Annotated in this window: 21 protein-coding genes; 2 read left to right on the top strand and 19 right to left on the bottom strand. The window is 62.8% G+C overall.

Annotated elements, in window-relative coordinates:
* Nucleotides 1-2: 2 nt before the first annotated feature.
* From phnP to phnC, 13 genes are all read right to left on the bottom strand, one after another.
* On the bottom strand, nt 3-752 hold the full coding sequence (gene phnP / locus HBO41_RS08055; protein WP_169985729.1) for a phosphonate metabolism protein PhnP: 750 nt from the start codon (nt 750-752) through the stop codon (nt 3-5).
* A complete protein-coding gene (gene phnN, locus HBO41_RS08050; RefSeq protein ID WP_169985727.1) occupies nt 743-1,315 on the bottom strand; it encodes a phosphonate metabolism protein/1,5-bisphosphokinase (PRPP-forming) PhnN in 573 nt (190 codons plus the stop codon). Before phnN ends, phnP begins: the two co-directional genes overlap by 10 nt.
* Nucleotides 1,315-2,460, bottom strand: coding sequence for an alpha-D-ribose 1-methylphosphonate 5-triphosphate diphosphatase (locus HBO41_RS08045; protein WP_169985725.1), 1,146 nt, complete (start codon nt 2,458-2,460; stop codon nt 1,315-1,317). Before HBO41_RS08045 ends, phnN begins: the two co-directional genes overlap by 1 nt.
* The gene (gene phnL, locus HBO41_RS08040) at nt 2,450-3,172 is read right to left on the bottom strand and encodes a phosphonate C-P lyase system protein PhnL (protein ID WP_169985723.1); all 723 of its coding nucleotides are present in this window, start codon (nt 3,170-3,172) and stop codon (nt 2,450-2,452) included. Before phnL ends, HBO41_RS08045 begins: the two co-directional genes overlap by 11 nt.
* On the bottom strand, nt 3,169-3,978 hold the full coding sequence (gene phnK / locus HBO41_RS08035; RefSeq protein ID WP_169985863.1) for a phosphonate C-P lyase system protein PhnK: 810 nt from the start codon (nt 3,976-3,978) through the stop codon (nt 3,169-3,171). Before phnK ends, phnL begins: the two co-directional genes overlap by 4 nt.
* Nucleotides 3,939-4,805, bottom strand: coding sequence for an alpha-D-ribose 1-methylphosphonate 5-phosphate C-P-lyase PhnJ (locus HBO41_RS08030; protein ID WP_017136213.1), 867 nt, complete (start codon nt 4,803-4,805; stop codon nt 3,939-3,941). Before HBO41_RS08030 ends, phnK begins: the two co-directional genes overlap by 40 nt.
* Nucleotides 4,798-5,874, bottom strand: a complete 1,077-nt coding sequence (locus HBO41_RS08025) for a carbon-phosphorus lyase complex subunit PhnI (RefSeq protein WP_169985721.1) — start codon at nt 5,872-5,874, stop codon at nt 4,798-4,800. Before HBO41_RS08025 ends, HBO41_RS08030 begins: the two co-directional genes overlap by 8 nt.
* Entirely contained in the window at nt 5,874-6,464 is a 591-nt protein-coding gene (phnH, locus tag HBO41_RS08020; protein WP_017136211.1) for a phosphonate C-P lyase system protein PhnH, read from the bottom strand. The genes HBO41_RS08025 and phnH overlap by 1 nt, the downstream gene beginning before the upstream one ends.
* Nucleotides 6,464-6,901 (bottom strand): phosphonate C-P lyase system protein PhnG, encoded by a 438-nt coding sequence (gene phnG / locus HBO41_RS08015; protein WP_169985719.1) that lies wholly within the window; start codon nt 6,899-6,901, stop codon nt 6,464-6,466. The genes phnH and phnG overlap by 1 nt, the downstream gene beginning before the upstream one ends.
* A gap of 3 nt (nt 6,902-6,904) precedes the next feature.
* Complete coding sequence (gene phnF, locus HBO41_RS08010) at nt 6,905-7,609, bottom strand: phosphonate metabolism transcriptional regulator PhnF (RefSeq protein WP_169985717.1); 705 nt, start codon at nt 7,607-7,609, stop codon at nt 6,905-6,907.
* 36 nt (nt 7,610-7,645) lie between these two features.
* A complete protein-coding gene (gene phnE / locus HBO41_RS08005; protein WP_056857139.1) occupies nt 7,646-8,428 on the bottom strand; it encodes a phosphonate ABC transporter, permease protein PhnE in 783 nt (260 codons plus the stop codon).
* Between the two features lie 147 nt (nt 8,429-8,575).
* Entirely contained in the window at nt 8,576-9,577 is a 1,002-nt protein-coding gene (gene phnD, locus HBO41_RS08000) for a phosphonate ABC transporter substrate-binding protein (protein ID WP_099549047.1), read from the bottom strand.
* Between the two features lie 32 nt (nt 9,578-9,609).
* The gene (gene phnC / locus HBO41_RS07995) at nt 9,610-10,443 is read right to left on the bottom strand and encodes a phosphonate ABC transporter ATP-binding protein (RefSeq protein ID WP_017136206.1); all 834 of its coding nucleotides are present in this window, start codon (nt 10,441-10,443) and stop codon (nt 9,610-9,612) included.
* Between the two features lie 663 nt (nt 10,444-11,106).
* Here phnC and HBO41_RS07990 point away from each other — a divergent pair.
* On the top strand, nt 11,107-11,382 hold the full coding sequence (locus tag HBO41_RS07990) for a DUF6124 family protein (RefSeq protein WP_138454414.1): 276 nt from the start codon (nt 11,107-11,109) through the stop codon (nt 11,380-11,382).
* A 121-nt stretch (nt 11,383-11,503) separates the two neighbouring features.
* Here HBO41_RS07990 and HBO41_RS07985 read toward each other — a convergent pair whose 3' ends face one another.
* Nucleotides 11,504-12,406, bottom strand: coding sequence for a LysR family transcriptional regulator (locus HBO41_RS07985; protein ID WP_169985714.1), 903 nt, complete (start codon nt 12,404-12,406; stop codon nt 11,504-11,506).
* 110 nt (nt 12,407-12,516) lie between these two features.
* On the opposite strand from HBO41_RS07985, the gene HBO41_RS07980 reads away from it, so the two are divergent.
* Complete coding sequence (locus HBO41_RS07980; protein ID WP_017136203.1) at nt 12,517-13,701, top strand: MFS transporter; 1,185 nt, start codon at nt 12,517-12,519, stop codon at nt 13,699-13,701.
* Between the two features lie 173 nt (nt 13,702-13,874).
* Here HBO41_RS07980 and HBO41_RS07975 read toward each other — a convergent pair whose 3' ends face one another.
* The 5 genes from HBO41_RS07975 to HBO41_RS07955 are packed head-to-tail and all read right to left on the bottom strand — an operon-like array spanning nt 13,875 to nt 18,451.
* Entirely contained in the window at nt 13,875-14,267 is a 393-nt protein-coding gene (locus tag HBO41_RS07975) for a hypothetical protein (RefSeq protein WP_099549051.1), read from the bottom strand.
* Nucleotides 14,268-14,282: 15 nt separating this feature from the next.
* The gene (ccmI, locus tag HBO41_RS07970) at nt 14,283-15,467 is read right to left on the bottom strand and encodes a c-type cytochrome biogenesis protein CcmI (RefSeq protein ID WP_169985712.1); all 1,185 of its coding nucleotides are present in this window, start codon (nt 15,465-15,467) and stop codon (nt 14,283-14,285) included.
* Nucleotides 15,460-15,933 carry a cytochrome c-type biogenesis protein gene (locus tag HBO41_RS07965; protein WP_017136200.1) on the bottom strand — a complete coding sequence of 158 codons (474 nt, stop codon included), beginning with the start codon at nt 15,931-15,933 and terminating at the stop codon, nt 15,460-15,462. The genes ccmI and HBO41_RS07965 overlap by 8 nt, the downstream gene beginning before the upstream one ends.
* A complete protein-coding gene (locus tag HBO41_RS07960; RefSeq protein ID WP_017136199.1) occupies nt 15,930-16,466 on the bottom strand; it encodes a DsbE family thiol:disulfide interchange protein in 537 nt (178 codons plus the stop codon). The genes HBO41_RS07965 and HBO41_RS07960 overlap by 4 nt, the downstream gene beginning before the upstream one ends.
* Entirely contained in the window at nt 16,463-18,451 is a 1,989-nt protein-coding gene (locus tag HBO41_RS07955; RefSeq protein WP_017136198.1) for a heme lyase CcmF/NrfE family subunit, read from the bottom strand. The genes HBO41_RS07960 and HBO41_RS07955 overlap by 4 nt, the downstream gene beginning before the upstream one ends.
* Nucleotides 18,452-18,453: the final 2 nt, after the last annotated feature.

Below are 18,453 nucleotides of genomic sequence, written 5' to 3'. Positions count from 1 at the left end.
GTTCAAATAATCCGGCCATCCCAGGCCACCGTCACATGCCGTGGCAACTCGCGTCGGTGCTCCAGCAGCCACGCATCCAAGGTGTGCCCCACATGGGTCAAAACGCCCAACTGCGCACCCGTCTCCTCAATGCCCTGCAACGCCAACGTCAGGTCATTGTGGTTACGCGGCGCTTGCGGCTGCGGCGGCATGGAGCAGTCGAGCACCAACACGTCCAACGGCTGCCGTTGCAACCAGGCCAGCGTGGCCGGCGGCAAACCCACCGTGTCGGTGAGGTAGGCGATGCGCCGCCCCTCGCCTTCCAGCAGATAACCCAAGGTCGGTTTTGAATGTTGCAACGGCAATGCAGTGACGCTCAGCTCACCAAACTGCCGTGTTTCAAACTCGGCAAACGGCTGGCTGAAATCGAGGATGCCCGGATGTTTGTAGAGTTCGGACAAACCCTCCGGGTCGGCGGGGCCGTGTACCGGAATGATCAAGCCCTGGCCCCAGCGCAGGTGCAACAAACCCTGCGCATGATCGGCGTGATAGTGGGTCTGCAAAATCCCGTTGAAGCTGCGTGGCGGGAAGCGTTCGCAGAGGTCGGGCAAGCCGCTGTCGATCAACCAGCGCTGCTCGCCGCACTCGATCAACGCGCTGCACGGGCGGCGGCGCAGGCTGGCATCGGTGCGCGCCAAACCGCACGCCGCGCACTCGCAGCCATACACCGGGACTTGCCGCGCGTCACCAGTGCCCAGCAAGGTCAGGCGCATGCGGTATGCCCGTGATCGAGGCAGCACAGCAAGCGCTCGACGGTGTTTTCCAGCGGGCCGGAATTGTCGAGCACAAACAACCCGGCGCCATTACCCGCGATCAAATCGGCGGTGAACCGCGCATTGCGCGCCAGGCGTTCCTCGATATCGGCCTGGGACTCGCGCCCGCGTGCCATCAGGCGCTGGCGCAATACGGCCTGATCCACCGTCAACAGCAATACCAGCAAGCTCGGATAGCGCTCGCGGGTTTGTGCCAGGTGCGCACGCGAACCATTGACCAGCACATCGTCCCCCGCCGCCAGCCATTCGTCGATGGCCTTGGGAATGCCATACCACAAGCCATTGGCCTGCCAACTGAGGGCAAACGCGCCCTCGGCCTGCATCGCGGCGAACTGCTCCGGGCTCACCCCTTGTGCGGCCTCGCCCACCGCTTCCGGCGAGCGGGTGATCACCCGGCGCACAATGCGGCAGCCGCGCTCGGCCAAGCGCGGGCGTGCGGCATCCAGCAGGCTGTCCTTGCCCGAACCGGATGGCCCGATGAGATAGATCAACCTGCCTGCCATCAAAACACCCTCTTCGCTTGTCGCCAGACTTGTTGCACTACAGGAAGCCCCTCGCAGCGGCGGGCTTGCACCAAATCCGCTCGCAGGCCAATGGCAATTTCACCGCGATCATTGAGGCCCGCCGCTTGTGCAGGCGCCAGGCTGATCATCTTGACGGCCCGCGACAGGTCGCCGCCATCCTGTTGATCGGCCAGCACAAAGGCCGCCTGCAACAGGCTGGCCGGGTAGTAATCACTGGAAAGTATATCCAGCAATCCCTCGGCAGCCAGGCCGGCGGCGGCCACATTACCCGAGTGCGACCCTCCGCGCACCACGTTCGGCGCGCCCATCAGCACTTTCATGTTCAGCGCCTGGCAGCCCTTGGCCGCCTCAAGTGTGGTGGGGAATTCAGCAATGGTCATGCCATAGCCCGCCGACTCCTCCACATGCGCCAGCGTCGCGTCGTCATGGCTGGCCACCGACAGGCCGCGTTCCAGGCAATGCGCAACAATGGCGGCGCGATAGCGGTCGCTGTATTGCTTGGAATTGGCCATTTGCAGCACGATAAACGCGTCCATGGTTTCGTCGTTGAGGTGGTACTTGCCCATGTAGTACTCACGGTACTTGGATTCGAGCACGAACTGTCGCTGGCCCGGCGAATGGTCCATCACCGACACCAGGCGCACCAGCGGGTTTTCCACCAGGTCGCGGAACACGCTGAGGGTGTCCGGGTGGCACAGCTCGCAGCGCAGGTGCAGGTGGTGTTCGGCGCGGGTCAGGCCGGCGTCTTCAGCCTGGGCGATCGCGTCGAGCATCGCCGGCAGCTTTTTCATGCGGTTGCCCTTGGGGTTCACATCGCCGATGGACACCGCGTCGAACACTGTAGTGATCCCCGCCGCGATGATTTGCGCATCATGGCTGAGCACCGCCGAGATCGACGGCCAATCCACGCCTGGGCGCGGGGTCATGTGTTTTTCCAGGTTGTCGGTGTGCAGCTCCACCAGGCCCGGCAGCAGGCAATCGCCGCCCAGGTCCTGGGCCTGGGGCAACTGGCTGCGGCCTTCGGCGATGTCGACAATCTTGCCGTCGCGCAGCACCACCGTGCCCAGGAACATGCGCTCAGCCGTGACGACCTGGGCATGGGTGAGGATCTGTTCAGCGGGCATGGGCGTATTCCTCTTGAGCAACGGGCGATGGGGTCATGTCGAAATGGCGGTCGGCGACCGCTTCACGAGCGGCGCGGTCGTGGAAGATGCCGATCAGCGCCGCGCCGGCGGCCTTGGCTTCGTTCATCAGTTCCAGCACCACTTGGCGGTTGCTGTCGTCCAGGGACGCGGTAGGTTCGTCCAGCAACATCACCGGCCAGGCGACCATGAAGCCCCGGGCGATATTGACGCGCTGTTGTTCGCCACCGGAGAAGGTGCCGGGCGCCAGTTGCCACAAGCGCTGCGGGATGTTCAGGCGCGTGAGCAGCTGTTCGGCGCGGGCCTGTGCATCGGCCTTCGGCCAACCACGTGCCAGGGCCGGCTCCATCACCACGTCCAGGCAGGCCACGCGGGGGATGACGCGCAGAAACTGGCTGACGTAACCGAGGGTCTGCTGGCGCACCTGGAGAATGTCACGCGGCTCGGCGCCGACCAGCTCCAGCCACTCACCGGCATGCTGCACACGAATACTGCCGCCCGCCGGCAGGTAGTTGCCGTACAGGGTGCGCAGCAAGGTGCTTTTACCCGCGCCGGACTGGCCATGCAGCACCAGGCACTCACCGCCCTGCACACTGAACGCCACACCGCGCAACACGTTAAGCACCACGCCGTGTTGCTGATGCAGGGTGAAGGTTTTCGAGAGGTCACGGACCTCGATCAAGGCATTTGTCATGGCTGCAATACCGAAGACACCAGCAGTTGAGAGTAAGGGTGCTGTGGATCATCGAGGATCTGGTCAGTGAGCCCGGTTTCCACCACATGGGAGCGGCGCATCACCATCAGGCGGTCGGCGAGCAAACGCGCAACGGCCAGGTCGTGGGTGACGATCACCACCGCCAAATCCAGCTCACGTACCAGGCCGCGCAACAGGTCGAGCAGGCGCGCTTGCACCGACACATCCAGGCCGCCGGTGGGTTCGTCCATAAACACCAGGCGCGGGCTGGAGACGAGGTTGCGGGCGATTTGCAGGCGCTGCTGCATGCCGCCCGAGAAGGTGCGCGGCAAATCGTCGATGCGCTGCGGGTCGATTTCCACCTGGCCGAGCCAATCCAGACCGGCGCCGCGCAGTTGCGCGTAGTTGCGCACGCCTTGGGCCATCAGGCGTTCGCCGATGTTGGCACCGGCCGACACGCCCATGCGCAGGCCGTCCCGTGGGTTCTGCTCGACAAAGCCCCACTCGGTGCGCAGCAAGGTGCGGCGCTCGGCTTCACTGGCGCTGTACAAATCCAGCCATTCGCCGTCCTTGCTGCGGTAGCCGATGCTGCCCGCTTGCGGCGGCAAACGCCCGCTCAGCAGCGAGAGCAAGGTGGATTTACCTGAGCCGGATTCGCCGACAATTCCCAGCACTTCGCCAGGGTAAAGATCAAAGCTCACGCCCTGGCAACCCTTCTCCGGGCCGTACAGCAACGACAGGTCACGTACTTGAAGCAAAGGCTGGCTCACTGGTTGTTCTCCTTGACGCGTTGGGCGCAATACCAGGTGTCGGAACACACAAAACTCTGGGTTCCCGCGTCGTCGAGAATCAGCTCGTCGAGGAAGGAATCGTGGCTGCCGCAGATGGCGCAGTTGTGTTCCCACTGCTGCACTTCGAACGGATGGTCTTCGAAGTCCAGGCTGGTGACCCGGGTGTACGGCGGCACCGCGTACAGGCGCTTTTCGCGACCGGCGCCGAACAACATCAGCGCCGGGCTCATGTCGAGTTTGGGGTTGTCGAATTTGGGGATCGGCGACGGGTCCATCACGTAGCGCTCATCGACCATCACCGGGTAGGCGTAGCTGGTGGCGATATGGCCGAAGGTGGCGATGTCTTCGTAGAGTTTGACGTGCATCACCCCGTAGTCGTTGAGGGCGTGCATGGTGCGGGTCTCGGTTTCCGAGGGTTCGATAAAGCGCAGCGGCTCGGGGATCGGCACCTGGTAAACCATGATCTGACCGGCCTGCAGCGCCGTTTCCGGGATGCGGTGGCGGGTCTGGATCACGCTGGCGTCGGGCGTCGCTTCGGTGGTGGCAACCCCCGCCGTGCGGGCGAAAAAGCGCCGGATCGACACGGCATTGGTGGTGTCGTCGGCGCCCTGGTCGATCACCTTGAGCACGTCATCATCACCGAGGATCGCGGCGGTCAATTGCATGCCGCCGGTGCCCCAGCCGTAAGGCAACGGCATTTCGCGGCCGCCAAACGGCACTTGGTAACCGGGAATCGCCACGGCCTTGAGCAAGGCGCGGCGGATCATGCGTTTGGTCTGTTCGTCGAGGTAGGCGAAGTTGTACGCCGGGTCGCGCACAGCCGGTAGGGTCAAGTCATTCATGGCGGTTGCCCTCGGCCGGTTGGCGCAGTTTGCGGATCAGTTCCAGCTCGGACTGGAAGTCCACGTAGTGAGGCAATTTGAGGTGCGAAACAAACCCCGCCGCCTCGACGTTGTCGCAATGGGCCAGCACAAACTCTTCGCGTTGGGCCGGTGAGACGACTTCTTCGTTGTACTCCCCGGCGCGCAGCGAGCGGTCGACCAGCGCCATGCCCATGGCCTTGCGCTCGGCATGCCCGAACGCCAGGCCGTAACCACGGGTGAACTGCGCAAGCTCAGTGGCCGAGCCGACGAATTGGTTGACCATCTCGCACTCGGTGACTTCGATGCTGCCCAGGCAGATGGGAAAGCCCAACTCTTCGGGGTCGATCCACACCTCGACGTCGCCGATGCGAATCTCACCGGCAAACGGGTGGTTGCGGCCGTAACCGCGTTGAGTCGAATAGCCCAGCGCCAGCAGAAAGCCTTCGTCGCCACGGGCCAGGGCTTGCAGGCGCTCGGCACGGCTGGCCGGGTATTCCAAGGGGTCGCGGGTGATGTCGGCGACGCTGGCGTTGTCGTCGGCTTCGTGCTTGATCAGGCCTTCTTTGGCAAGCAAACCGAGCACCCGTGGGCAGGCGTCAATTTGTGCATCCGTCGTGGTCTGCGGGCCTGGGTATTGACCTTCGGCCAGCAGCGAAAAATCCAGCAGGCGGTGGGTGTAGTCGAAGGTCGGGCCGAGCAGTTGGCCGCCGGGCACGTCCTTGAACGTGGCCGACAAACGTCGGCTCAAGCACATCTGCGACGTATCAATCGGCAGGCTCGGGCTGAAGCGCGGCAGCGTGGTGCGGTAGGCGCGCAGCAGGAAGATCGCCTCGACCAAATCCCCTGCTGACTGCTTGATCGCCAGCGCAGCCAGCTCTTCGTCGAACAACGAGCCTTCGGTCATCACCCGCGCCACCGCCAGCGGCAATTGCTCGCGGATTTGCGTCACGCTGAGTTCAGGAATGGCCGTATCGCCCCGACGTTTTTTTGCCAGCAGGCGGTGGGCATTGTCGATGGCCTGTTCGCCACCTTTGACGGCTACGTACATCAGGCGTGCTCCTGTGCAATACGGCTGCTGCGCGGCAGGCCGATCAGGTGGTGGCCGGCGGTGAACACCAGGTCCAGGCCACGCGGGAAAGCTTCACGGCGTTGGCGCTCTTGCCAGAAGGCTTGCGGCACCGGCAGGTTGACCAGGCGCTGGGTTTTGATCCCTGGGCCGCGCCAGTGCAGGCCGCGACCGGATTCCAGGTCGGTAAGCTGAACCAGCAAGGTGCAGGACTGATCCGGGTAACGGTCGTTGCCGTGGTCGAAGCCGCCGAGGTCGAGCAGGTCTTGCTCGCCAAGCAGCGCAAACACCGCGTCTTCGCGTTTATCGGTGAGCGGGCAACCGCAGTGGAAGGCCAGGTTGGCGCGGATCAGCGGCGTGTCGAAGCTCGGCGCCAGCCACAGCGGCGTGTCCATATCCAGCAGGGCCAGGCACAGCGCGTAGGTGGCGGGCGCCAGGCCGTCGAGGCGTGGCGCGGACGGCAGATGCTGGATCAAACCGGGTTCGGCCAATGCCTTGAGGGCCGCACGAAAACCACGCTGGGCATCCAGCACCGGCTCGACAAACGCCGGTTGCAACAGTTGAGCGTTCATCAGTTTTCTCCTCGTACCAGGGTGAAGAACTCGACCTTGGTGGCAGCGGTGTCAGCTTCTTTTTCGGCGCGGCGTTTGGCTTGGGCAGTGGCCAGGGCGGTGATCAAGTCGCTGAGCCACAGGCTCGGTTGCGTGCCTTGCAGATGGGCGTCCGCCAACGCGGCCAACTCGGCATGCAGCTTGTCGCGCCCGGCCAGGTAGCTGTAGCCGGTACGGCCGTCGGCCAGGCGCACCACGCAGCGGGTCACGCTCATTTCGCCGACGTTGAAGGCCGCGCCGTCACCGCCCATGCGCCCGCGCACCAGAGTCATGCCGATTTCCGGGGCGCGGATCAGTTGGTACTCGGCGTCTTTCAACGCGGCCTCAAAGGGTTGCAGTTCATTGAGCTGGGCGCGGGCTAATACGCCGATCCAATGTTGTCGCGGGGACACACTCATCATTCAAGTCACCACTTGGTACTGGAAGCGATCCGAACGGCTGGTGGACTGCGCCAGCTCCACCGGGCGGCCATCGCGATCGCAGGAAAGGGTAAACACCGTGAGGGCCGGCAAGTGCCGAGGCATCATCAGCAGCGCGGCTTCATCACGGTTGGGCAAACGCGCACCGATCAGGCTTTGGGTGCGGGTCAGCGGCAGCGCTCGTTCACGCAGGTACTGGCGCAGAGAGCCGCCGTTGTAATCGGCCAGCAATGGCGCACGGCTGGCGCAGTAGCGATGACGGATCAGGCTGACGGGCTGGTGATCAAGCTTGCGCAGGGTTTGCAGCTCGATCATCGGGGCCATCTCGGCGATGCCCAAATGCTCGGCTTCGTCGCGGCTGGCGTAGCAATAGCGGCGCTTGAGCAACACCGCCTGCACGCCGACGCCCTGGGCCGACAGCGATTGGCTGTAGGAGGTCTCGGCGCCCATCGAGTAAATCAGCGGGCGGTCGAGCACTTGAGTGCCCTTGCCCTGACGGCGCAACAGGCTGCCTTCAAACACCAGCTCGTCGATGGCGCGGCGCAAGGTGTGGCGGTTGACGCCAAAGCGCTCGGCCATGTGCACCTCGCCGGGCAGGAAGTCACCGGCCTGGTAGCTGCTCAATTCACGGCGCAAAATATCCGCGAGTTCGCGGTACACCGGCTCATCTTGTCTAGACAACTGCATGCTTAAAAAAAGCGCCGCGCGGGCACCCCTCAGGCGTCAGATGAACTGCTTGCGCAGGCGTTGGGACAGCACGTCGATACCGCTCACCACCACGATGATCACCAGCAGCACCGCGCAGGTTTGTACGAACTGGAAGGCGCGAATGTTTTCCCAGAGGATCACGCCGATCCCGCCGGCGCCGACCATGCCCACCACCGTCGCCGAGCGCACATTGGCTTCGAAGCGGTACAGCGCGTAGCTCACCCACAGCGGCATCACTTGCGGGATCACGCCGTAGATCACTTCCTGCAAGGCACTTGCGCCGGTGGCTCGCACGCCTTCTACCGGGCCTGGGTCGATGGCCTCGACGGCTTCGGCAAACAGCTTGGCGAGCACGCCGGTGGTGCTGATCCACAAGGCCAAAACACCGGCGAAAGGACCGAGGCCGACGGCGACCACGAACAACATGGCGAAGACCATTTCATTGATGGAGCGGAAGGCATCCATCACGCGGCGCAGCGGTTGGTGGACCCACCACGGGGTGATGTTGTCGGCGCACAGAATGCCCAGCGGCACCGAGCAGACGATGGCCAGCACCGTGCCCCACAGGGCGATTTGTACGGTGACGATCATCTCCTTGAGGTAGGAGCGCCACTCGTGGAAGTCGGGTGGAAAGAAGTCGGCGGCGAAGGTCGCCATGTTTCCGGAATCGCGGTACAGCGCCAGCGGGTTCATCTCGGCGCCGTGCCAGGCCCAGGCCAGCAGGACCAGGAACAGGCCCCAGCCGAGGTATTGCGGCCAAGTGCGCTTGCCGACGGCTTCAGCGTGTAAGGTAGTCATGGGTTCACTCTCAGTTGTTGTGAGGTGTGCTTTCTGTGGCGAGGGAGCTTGCTCCCGTTCGACTGCGAAGCAGTCGCCAGCTATTGGGGTGCTTCGCACCCCAGCGGGAGCAAGCTCCCTCGCCACAAAAGCCGGTTCCTACTGGGGTTAGCCGTTTGCCGCAGTTTTCTTGTCCAGCTCGGAGATGCGCTGTTGCAGCTTGGCCAGGTCAGCATCGATGTCGGCGAGCTTCTTGGCCTTGTCGGCTGCCTCAAGCTTGTTGTCGGCACTGATGGTGGTGCGCTGCTTGAACAGCTCCAGCTGGCGGATCGGCAAGAGCTGGTCGTCGTTGGAGGCGAGGAACTTGCCCAACTGCATGTTCTTCAACACCGCCTTCTCTTCATCGGTGTCGCCGTAGTGGGCGAAGAAATCACGGATCTTGGTTTTCTCGCTGTCCGTCAGCGCCTTGCTCCACACCATCGGGTCGGCCGGAATCAGCGGCGATTTCCAGATCACCTTGAGCATTGCGGCTTTGTCCGGCTGGGTGACTTCCAGGCGGTCCCAGCTTTCGGTGTTGAAGGTGGCCACGTCCAACTGCCCCTTGGCCACGCTGAGTGCGTTGACTTCATGGCTGGAGTTGAGCGTGCGTTTGAACGCGGTGGCGGCATCCACATGGTTCTTGGCGAACACGTAGTAGCCCGGCACCAGGTAGCCCGAGGTGGAGTTCGGGTCACCGTTGCCGAAGGTCAGGTTCTTGGCGTTCTTGAGCATGTCGTCGACGTTGTTGATCGGGCTGTCCTTGCGCACGATCAGCACGCTCCAGTAACCGGCGGCGCCGTTGGCGGCGGCGGTCTGGGCGAAGATCTCGCCGTTGGAACGGTCCACGGCTTCCATCGCCGCCTTGTTGCCCAGCCAGGCCACGTCGACCTTGTTAAAGCGCATGCCCTGGATCAAACCGGCGTAGTCGGAGGCGAAGGTGGCGTTGATGGTCAGGCCTGTTTTCTTGTGCATGTCATCCAAAAACGGCTGCCAGATGCTCTTGAGGTTCTGCGAAGACTCGGTGGACATGATGCCGAAGTTGATGGCTTTGTCGGCGGCCTGGGCAGTGCCCATGGCGGCGCCGGCCAGCAACACCGCAGACAGAAACACTTGGCCGATACGGTTCAACATGGACGGGATTCCTGTGGGTCGTGAGTAGGGTTTCAAGCGCGCGCCATGGCCAGCCGAGGCGTGGCGACGGCTGTGCGGGTGTGGTCGGAAAACATCAGGCTGGTGTCGACGTCGGCACCGTACAAATCGTTGAGGAACTGGCTGCTCATGGCGCTGCCCTGCCCGTCGAAATGAATGCGCCCACCTTTAAGGGCCACGGCACGCGGGCAATAACGCATGGCGTAATCGACTTGATGCAGGGTCACCACCACGGTCTTGCCGTCGCGGCGGTTGATGTCGGCGAGGATCTCCATGACCTTGCGCGCCGACTCCGGGTCCAGCGAGGCAATAGGCTCGTCAGCGAGGATGACTTCGGCGCGCTGGGTCAATGCACGGGCAATCGCCACGCGCTGCTGCTGGCCGCCGGACAAGGTCGAAGCACGCTGCCCGGCCAAATCGGCCAAACCCACGCGGGCGAGGGATTCGAGGGCAAACGCCTTTTCCTCGGCATTGAACAAACCGAGGTTGCCGCGCCAGCGCGGCATCCGGCCCAGGCAGCCGAGCAATACGTTGTCGAGCACGCTCAGGCGGTTGACCAGGTTGAACTGCTGGAAGATGTAGCCGATGTCTGCGCGCAACCGCCGCACCTTGCCATTCAAGCGCCCACTGGCCTGCACCTCCCGGCCCAACACCTTGACGCTGCCACCGTTGCTCTTGTCGCAACAGGCCAGGCCCGCCAAATGGCGCAACAACGTGGACTTGCCGGAACCGGAAGCGCCAATCAGCGCGACCATCTCACCTGCGGCAATGGTGAGTTCGAGGTCGACCAATGCGGACTTCTTCGCAAAGGTCTTGTTCAAGTGATCGACATGGATAGCGTGAGTCATGGGCTTCTCTGTCTGGTTTGAACAGCCACACAAGGGCTGCGGTTGAGTTCAAACGACAGTAGGCGCGGGAGGTGTCAGTGCTATTACTTGCACATGACTGGCGGGGGGCGGATTGATGAAGGTTTTGTGAAAGGTTGGATGCGACCCTGAGAGGTCTTGTTGTGGCGAGCAGGCTTGCCCTGCGTTGGGCTGCGCAGCAGCCCCAATAAGACCACCGCGCTTATTCAGGCAGAACGCGTCCTCAGGTTTTAGGGCCGCTTCGCAGCCCAACGCAGGGCAAGCCTGCTCGCCACAGGGGATTGGCTTGCCTTAAGGTATTCAGTGTTGACCGATCGTTCCCACGCTCTGCGTGGGAATGCCGCCTGGGACGCTCTGCGTCCCGAAGCAGGCGAAGGTTTGCGCAACGGTGACGCAGAGCGTCACGGGATGCATTCCCACGCAGAGCGTGGGAACGATCGGTAGCCTGCGTATGGCTCTCTCTTCTTAGCAGCCCTCTTGTTAGGACATGCCCTACACAGATTTCGGGTTGCGTCCGAACATAGCTCACCGCTAACCTTCTCGAGTCGTTGCAAAATCAACGACCGGGTGTGGAAGCCCGAATGATCCAGGCGCCTTAGCGCCCACAGAAGTGAGCGCTTTTTTCATAACTCACGGAGTATCCGTATGAAAAAAGTAACGCCTAACCCAATATCGTCTACCCCGGATGAAACCTCACAAGCCACAAAGAACATCATCTTCACCGTCCGCCCCGGCCTCAGTACCGAAGTTGCCTTGAGCAATGCCAGCGAGATGCTGGAATCGGCGACGGTGTGTGCCTACGACTGTGCCGAGCACTTGGATGGATCAAGCCGCAAGCAGGTGCTGGCAGTGGTGCAGATGGTTGAGATTGCGCAATTGTTGGTGGATCAAGCGCTGAATCGGGAGTGTCCCGTGGCCTGATGGCTGAGGCGATCTAGTGTGGGAGCTGGCTTGCCTGTGATAGCGGTGTGTCAGCTACCCATCTGCCAACTGACCCAACGGTATCGCAGGCAAGCCAGCTCCCACATTGGTTGTGCGTACATCAGGGGATATTTGCGTCACGCACGCGCAGTCGCGGGGTGACGAAATCCAGGAAGGCGCGCACCTTCAGCGGCAATGGCGCCTGCCCTTTGTGCACCAAGCTGATCGGCAACGTCGCTGATTCGTAGGGCTGCAGCACCACCTGTAAATCACCCTTTTGCACTGCGTCCGCCACTTGATACGACAGCACCCGAATCACGCCAACATCCAGCGTTGCCGCCGTAATCGCCGCTTCCGCGGTGTTCACCGACAGCCGCGAATGCACGGGCACGCTCTGTTGCGCTTTACCCGCCCCAAACACCCACGCGCCCACCGAGGACAGCACTTCAAAGGTGATGCAACTGTGGTCCGTCAGCGTCTGCGGCGTGGTCGGTTCGCCATGGGTTTGCAGATAATGAGGACTGGCACACACCACCCGCCGCACCGTGCCGACTTGCACCGCCTTGAGTGAGCTGTCCGGCAGGTCGCCAATGCGCACGGCCACGTCGCACTGTTCTTCCATCAGGTGCACCACGCGGTCGGTGAGCACCAGGTTGACGCTGATCTCGGGGTACTGCGCCAGAAACTCCGCCACCACCGGCACGATATGCAGGCGCCCGAACACGATGGGCGCGGTCACCGTGAGCTCGCCTTTGGGCACGGCATATTCGCCGGTGGCGGCCCGTTCGGCTTCGCCGATCTCTTCGAGAATCCGCCGGCACGCCGCCAGATAGGAAGCGCCCACGTCCGTCAGCGACAACTGCCGCGTGGTGCGGTGCAGCAGCCGGGATTTCAGGTGAGCTTCCAGTTCCGCGACTTTACGGCTGACGGTGGCCAGCGGTATGCCCAACTGGCGCGCAGCCGCCGACAGGCTGCCCGCCTCCACCACCGCAACAAACACCGACATCGATTCAAGACGGTTCATAACGCCCTATCAATTTTTGGAAGGATGATTCCCGATCCTAGGGGATTATCGACATAAACGCGACTGCGTAAGGTTGGCGACTCATCCCCCAGCGACATGAGGCAAACGCCATGACATCCGAGAATGCACCGCCGCGAGGCAAGATCATCATGATGGCGGTGATCGCCGGCGCGGTGGTCACCAACATTTACTGCACCCAGCCGGTGCTGCCGTTGATCGCCTCGGACATGGGCGTCGCAGTGTCGACGGTCAACCTGGTGGCAGGCGCGGCCTTGCTGGGGTTTGCCACCGGGTTGGCGTTTTTATTGCCCATGGGCGACCGCTTTGACCGGCGCAAGCTGGTACTCGGGCAGATTGCGCTGGCGTTCTGCTTTGCCTTGGCGGCGGCTTTTGCGCCGAGTATCTGGGCGTTGATCGGCGCCTCGTTCGGGCTGGGCGTGGTGTGTTGCGTTCCGCAGCAACTGGTGCCCTTTGCGGCAGTGATGTCGCAGCCCCACGAACGCGGGCGCAATGTGGGCACGGTGGTCAGCGGGATCATGTTGGGGATTTTGCTCGGCCGCACCATCAGTGGTGTGGTCGGTGAGGCGTATGGCTGGCGGGCGGTGTACGCCATGGAGGCGGCGTTCATGATCCCGGTGTGGTTTATCGCGGCGAGGCTACTGCCGCCGGGCGTGCCGAGTACGAACCTGTCCTACCCTCGCCTGCTGGCTTCACTGTGGCCGTTGATGCGCGATAACAGCCCGATTCGGCAATCAATGTTGGTGCAGGCGTTGTTGTGGGCATGCTTCAACGCGTTTTGGGTGAATTTGGCCGGGTTGCTCGCCAATGGGCCGTGGCAGCTGGGCAGTGCCTGGGCCGGTGGTTTCGGGATTATCGGCGCGGTGGGTGCGTTCGCGGCGTCGTATGGCGGCCGGGCGGCGGACAAACTGGGTTGTCGCAAGGTGATCGGGGCCAGCGTGGGGATTGTGACCTTGGCGTTTTTGCTGCTGGCGGGGGCGCAGACCTCGCTGATCTTGCTGGTGCTGGGCGTAGTTGTGCTGGATATCGGTGTGCAGGCCGGGTTGGTGGCCAATCAGACGCGGGCGTTTGCGGTGGACCTCAAGGCGCAGGGGCGGATTAACAGTTTGTATATGACCGCGACGTTTGTGGGTGGAGCGGTTGGGGCGACGGTGAGTGGGTGGTTGATGGCGCAGTTTGGTTGGGTGGGGATTGTGGAATTTGGGGTGGTGTTGGGGGTGGTGGCTGGGGTGATTCACTGGCTCGGAGCGCCGCGCCGCATTCAAGAACTGGCGTAAATCTCAGATCAAATGGAGATCAAAACTGTGGGAGCTGGCTTGCCTGCGATAGCGGTGAGTCAGTTGGCAGATGGGTAGCTGATACACCGCTATCGCAGGCAAGCCAGCTCCCACAGGGGATTGCATTTCAAGTTGAGTAATAAAAAAGGCGACCTTTCAAAGGTCGCCTTTTGTTATTGCGCGTATTGCTTGCTCAACCCCGGCGGCACGCCATGCACATCGGTGTCTTCCCACGGCCCGTTCGGGCTGATGGAGCGGCTCCAGCCGTTGCTCCAGCGGTAGTAGGTGCGTTGGCGGTAGAAGGTGTCGGGCTGTTCGTCGAGCACGTACACCTGCATCTTGCCGTCCCAGTGGCTGGCGGCGCCCGGTGGAGGGGCGAAGGTCGGCGACTTGCTTGGCACAGGTTTCGGCGGCGGTGTTACCGGGCCGGAAGGCTTGGTGCCCGGTTGGGTCGACGGGCCAGACGGTGGGATGGTCGGGCCGGTGGGTGCGGGAGGCCGATGGACCGCACAAGCGCTCAGCCCCAATACCAGGCTGAGCAAGGTGATACGTGCAAATGCGGTCATAGGCGTTTCCTCGATTTACTTGTCCGGAGTGTCAATGGTCAGTTGCTGCAGCGCAGTGGTAGTGCTGGCCAAAGGTTGGCTGCGGCCGATCCACTCGCCAGTGGTCGGCTGACCGGCCCGGGATATGCGCGCAACCAGTTGGACTTCGGGGAAGTTCGACAGTTTCAACTGCGGCATCATTGCGTCCGCATCGCCCAGTTCGACGGTAACCGGCAGTTCAGCCACGGTGACACGCTTGGCCGCCAACGGTGCCGGAGGGCCATTCACGGCGCGGGCGAAGATGAACACGCTGTCGGTGGGCAGGGCTTTGGCCTTCACATCAGGTGCCAGGTCCACACGGACTTTCATCACGGTTTTTGCCGCGACGGTGCCACCGCTTTCCTTGAGCTTCTCGGCCGCGCGGTCGATACCGCCTTGCAGCGCGACACGGGAGTTGTCTTGCGCTGGCAACTGGGCCAGCAGGCGGTTCCAGTAATCGATGGCTTCCTGATAACGCTGACCTTCAAAGGCGGCGATACCCAGCAGGCCAAGGCTGGTGACTTCCTTGGGGTCGAGCTTCAAGGCTTCATCGGTCAGCGCCTGCACCTTGGGCGACCATTGTTTGTTGTCGGCAAAGTACTGCGCCTGGGCCCATTGGCCGAGCAGTTCGGGCTGGCGACCGGCGAGAGCGACGGTGCGCTCGAAGATTTTCGCGGCATCGGCGGAACGGTCCTGAGCCATGTAAGCGCGACCGAGGAAGTACAAGCCTTCCGCCGAGTCCGGCTGGGCGGCGGCGGCGCGCTCCAGGCGCTGGGTCATGTCTTGCATCGACACCGGCGGCTGGGAGAATTCGCGGGTCAGCTCGACCTTGTCGCTCGCCCCGTAATGCAGGTACAGCGCAACGCCCAGGACCGGCACGAGAAACGCCGCCAACAACGGCAGTGGTTTGCCCAGGCGCGATTCACGCGGCTTTTCCACGCCTTCGGTATCAGCCAGCAACTCACGCGCAGCCTCGGCGCGGCCGGTGTCGAGCTGGGCGGCATTCAGCACGCCTTCGTCCTGCTGCACTTGCAGCTCGGCTACGCGTTCCTGGTAGAGCGCCACGTTCAGTGCGGTGCGGTCCTCTTCACGCTGGGCACGGCGGCCGCGCAGTACAGGGATCAACAGAAAACTCAGGGCAATCAGGAGCAGCAACCCTGCTGCGAGCCAAAAATCAATCATCAGTCTTGGTGTCCAGCAATTGGTCGAGGCGTTTGCGTTCATCCGGGGAGAGCGCATCGGAACCATCAGTAGGCGCAGCGCGGCGACGGCGCACGATCACGGCCATCACCACCACGCCGGCCAGCAACAGCCCAGCGGGGCCGAACCAGAGCAACGCAGTCTTGCCGGTAAGGGCCGGTTTGTAGCGCACGAAATCACCGTAGCGGTCGACCATGAAGTCGATGATCTGCTGGTTGTCCTTGCCCTCCCCCAGCATGCGGAAAATCTCTTTGCGCAGGTCGGCGGCGATCGGGGCGTTGGAGTCGGCGATGTCCTGGTTCTGGCACTTGGGGCAGCGCAGTTCCTTGGTCAATTCGCGAAAACGCTCACGGTCACCGTCCTTGGCGAACTCGTAGGTGTCGATGGCCGCATGGGCGACGCCAACCAGTCCAAGTGCAAGAACCGCAGCGGCTAACAGACGCTTCATGGCTTGGCCTCATCGACCAGTGCCTGGTACTTGGCGGCCAGTTGCTCGCGCCAGACCACTTCGTCGATCACGCCAACATACTTGTCGCGGATCACGCCTTTGGCATCGATGAAGAAGGTTTCCGGCGCGCCGTATACACCGAGGTTGAGACCGAGGTTGCCGTCCTCATCGCGGATATCCAACTGGTAGGGGTTATGGAACTCGGCCAGCCACTTCAAGGCGGCAGCATTGTCGTCCTTGTAGTTGATGCCGTAGATCACCACGCCCTGCTCGGCCAGTTTGTTCAGTACCGGGTGTTCAACGCGGCAGGAAATGCACCAGGTGCCCCACACATTGACCAGCGCCGGTTTACCCAGCAGGTCGGCCTGGGTCAGGGTTTTGTCGCCCTGCACGGTCTTCAGGCTGAACGCAGGGAAGGGTTTACCGATCATCGCCGAGGGCAACTCGGCCGGATCGAGGTACAAGCCGCGATACAAGAACACTGCCATCACCAGAAAGGCCGCCAGCGGCAACACCATCAACCAACGCTTCATGCCGCCGCTCCTTGCAGGCCGAGGGCTTCACGCACACGGCTTTTGACCTTGACGCGATAACGCCGGTCCAGCGCGGCCAGCAACCCGCCGAAACCGGTGAGCAAACCGCCGAACCAGATCCAGCGCACAAACGGTTTGACGTGCACGCGCACCGCCCAGGCGCCGTCGCCCAGCGGCTCACCCAATGCCACATAGAGGTCACGGGTGAAACCGGCGTCGATACCCGCTTCGGTCATCATCGAGCTTTGCACGGTGTACAGGCGTTTCTCCGGGTGCAGCACCGCCACTTCCTTGCCGTTGCGCACGACACGAACAGTGCCTTTGTCGGACGTGAAGTTCGGGCCTTCGAAGTGCTTGGCGCCTTCGAAAATGAAGTGGTAACCGGCCAGGTCCATGGACTCACCCGGCGCCAGGCGCAGGTCGCGCTCAGCGCTGTTCTGGCTGGACAGCACCACGCCGAGGGCGCACACGGCGATGCCGATGTGGGCGACTTGCATGCCCCAGTAGCTGCGGGTCAACGTCGGCAAGCCTTTGATCAGGCCTTTGTGACGGGTCTTGTCGAAAATATCGCGAACGCCGGCCAGCAATACCCAGGCAGCCAGCAGGAAAGTGGCGAGCACCGCCCAATTGAAATCGCCGTAGGCGAACCCGGCGATCACTGCCAGGGCCACGCTGCCCAGCAGCACCGGCATCAGCATGCCGGCCAGCCATTTGACCGGCGTGTCTTTCCAGCGCACCAGCACACCAACGGCCATGACCACCATCAACAGGCCCATCAACGGGATAAACAACGCGTTGAAGTACGGCGGCCCGACGGACAGCTTGGCGCCGCTCAAAGCGTCCAGCACCAAGGGGTACAGGGTGCCGAGCAGGATCATCGACGCGGCCACCACCAGCACCAGGTTATTGCCCAGCAGCAGGGTTTCCCGCGACCACAGGTTAAAGCCGACCTGGCTCTTGACCACGGGTGCGCGCAACGCAAACAGGGTCAGCGAGCCGCCGACTACAAACAGCAGGAAGATCAGGATGAACACGCCGCGCTCCGGGTCGGACGCAAACGCATGCACCGAGGTCAACACGCCCGAACGCACCAGGAAAGTACCCAGCAGGCTGAGGGAAAACGCGGCGATGGCCAGCAACACGGTCCAGCTTTTGAACACGCCGCGTTTTTCGGTGACGGCCAGCGAGTGAATCAGCGCGGTGCCCACCAGCCAGGGCATGAACGAGGCGTTTTCCACCGGGTCCCAGAACCACCAGCCGCCCCAGCCGAGTTCGTAGTAGGCCCACCACGAACCGAGGGTGATACCGATACCGAGGAACGCCCAGGCCACAATGGTCCATGGCCGCGACCAGCGCGCCCAGGCCGCATCGAGGCGCCCGCCGAGCAAGGCGGCGATGGCAAACGCAAAGGCCACGGAGAAACCGACGTAGCCCATGTAGAGCATCGGCGGGTGCACGATCAGGCCGATGTCTTGCAACAACGGGTTGAGGTCATGCCCATCCATCGGGATCTGCGGCAGGATGCGCGTGAACGGGTTGGAGGTCATGATCAAAAACAGCAGGAAGCCGATGCTGATCATGCCCATCACCGCCAACACGCGGGCCAGCATGACCTGCGGCAGTTGGCGCGAGAACACCGATACGGCAAAGGTCCAGCCGCCAAGGATCAAGGCCCACAGCAGCAACGAACCTTCGTGGGCGCCCCACACGGCGCTGAACTTGTAGTACCACGGCAGCGCGCTGTTGGAGTTATTGGCGACATAGGCGACGGAAAAGTCGTCGGTCATAAAGGCGTAGGTCAGGCAGCCAAACGCGAACACCAAAAAGGCAAACTGGCCCCAGGCGGCCGGCTGCGCCAGGCTCATCCACAGGCGGTCGCCGCGCCAGGCGCCGAGCAACGGCACCACGGCCTGGACGATGGCGAAGCACAGGGCGAGGATCATCGCCAACTGGCCCAGCTCCGGAATAAACAGTGCGGACGTCATGG

The sequence above is a fragment of the Pseudomonas sp. WS 5146 genome (genome assembly GCF_012985495.1).
GTDB classification, from domain to species: Bacteria; Pseudomonadota; Gammaproteobacteria; order Pseudomonadales; family Pseudomonadaceae; genus Aquipseudomonas; species Aquipseudomonas edaphica.
This window is presented reverse-complemented; position numbering and strand designations above follow the sequence as displayed.

Bases quoted from the DNA above. Each gene is read 5' to 3' on its own strand.
- phnP (WP_169985729.1), bottom strand. From the start codon at position 752: ATGCGCCTGACCTTGCTGGGCACTGGTGACGCGCGGCAAGTCCCGGTG.
- phnN (WP_169985727.1), bottom strand. From the start codon at position 1,315: ATGGCAGGCAGGTTGATCTATCTCATCGGGCCATCCGGTTCGGGCAAG.
- HBO41_RS08045 (WP_169985725.1), bottom strand. From the start codon at position 2,460: ATGCCCGCTGAACAGATCCTCACCCATGCCCAGGTCGTCACGGCTGAG.
- phnL (WP_169985723.1), bottom strand. From the start codon at position 3,172: ATGACAAATGCCTTGATCGAGGTCCGTGACCTCTCGAAAACCTTCACC.
- HBO41_RS08030 (WP_017136213.1), bottom strand. From the start codon at position 4,805: ATGAATGACTTGACCCTACCGGCTGTGCGCGACCCGGCGTACAACTTC.
- HBO41_RS08025 (WP_169985721.1), bottom strand. From the start codon at position 5,874: ATGTACGTAGCCGTCAAAGGTGGCGAACAGGCCATCGACAATGCCCAC.
- phnH (WP_017136211.1), bottom strand. From the start codon at position 6,464: ATGAACGCTCAACTGTTGCAACCGGCGTTTGTCGAGCCGGTGCTGGAT.
- phnG (WP_169985719.1), bottom strand. From the start codon at position 6,901: ATGAGTGTGTCCCCGCGACAACATTGGATCGGCGTATTAGCCCGCGCC.
- phnF (WP_169985717.1), bottom strand. From the start codon at position 7,609: ATGCAGTTGTCTAGACAAGATGAGCCGGTGTACCGCGAACTCGCGGAT.
- phnE (WP_056857139.1), bottom strand. From the start codon at position 8,428: ATGACTACCTTACACGCTGAAGCCGTCGGCAAGCGCACTTGGCCGCAA.
- phnD (WP_099549047.1), bottom strand. From the start codon at position 9,577: ATGTTGAACCGTATCGGCCAAGTGTTTCTGTCTGCGGTGTTGCTGGCC.
- phnC (WP_017136206.1), bottom strand. From the start codon at position 10,443: ATGACTCACGCTATCCATGTCGATCACTTGAACAAGACCTTTGCGAAG.
- HBO41_RS07990 (WP_138454414.1), top strand. From the start codon at position 11,107: ATGAAAAAAGTAACGCCTAACCCAATATCGTCTACCCCGGATGAAACC.
- HBO41_RS07985 (WP_169985714.1), bottom strand. From the start codon at position 12,406: ATGAACCGTCTTGAATCGATGTCGGTGTTTGTTGCGGTGGTGGAGGCG.
- HBO41_RS07980 (WP_017136203.1), top strand. From the start codon at position 12,517: ATGACATCCGAGAATGCACCGCCGCGAGGCAAGATCATCATGATGGCG.
- HBO41_RS07975 (WP_099549051.1), bottom strand. From the start codon at position 14,267: ATGACCGCATTTGCACGTATCACCTTGCTCAGCCTGGTATTGGGGCTG.
- ccmI (WP_169985712.1), bottom strand. From the start codon at position 15,467: ATGATTGATTTTTGGCTCGCAGCAGGGTTGCTGCTCCTGATTGCCCTG.
- HBO41_RS07965 (WP_017136200.1), bottom strand. From the start codon at position 15,933: ATGAAGCGTCTGTTAGCCGCTGCGGTTCTTGCACTTGGACTGGTTGGC.
- HBO41_RS07960 (WP_017136199.1), bottom strand. From the start codon at position 16,466: ATGAAGCGTTGGTTGATGGTGTTGCCGCTGGCGGCCTTTCTGGTGATG.
- HBO41_RS07955 (WP_017136198.1), bottom strand. From the start codon at position 18,451: ATGACGTCCGCACTGTTTATTCCGGAGCTGGGCCAGTTGGCGATGATC.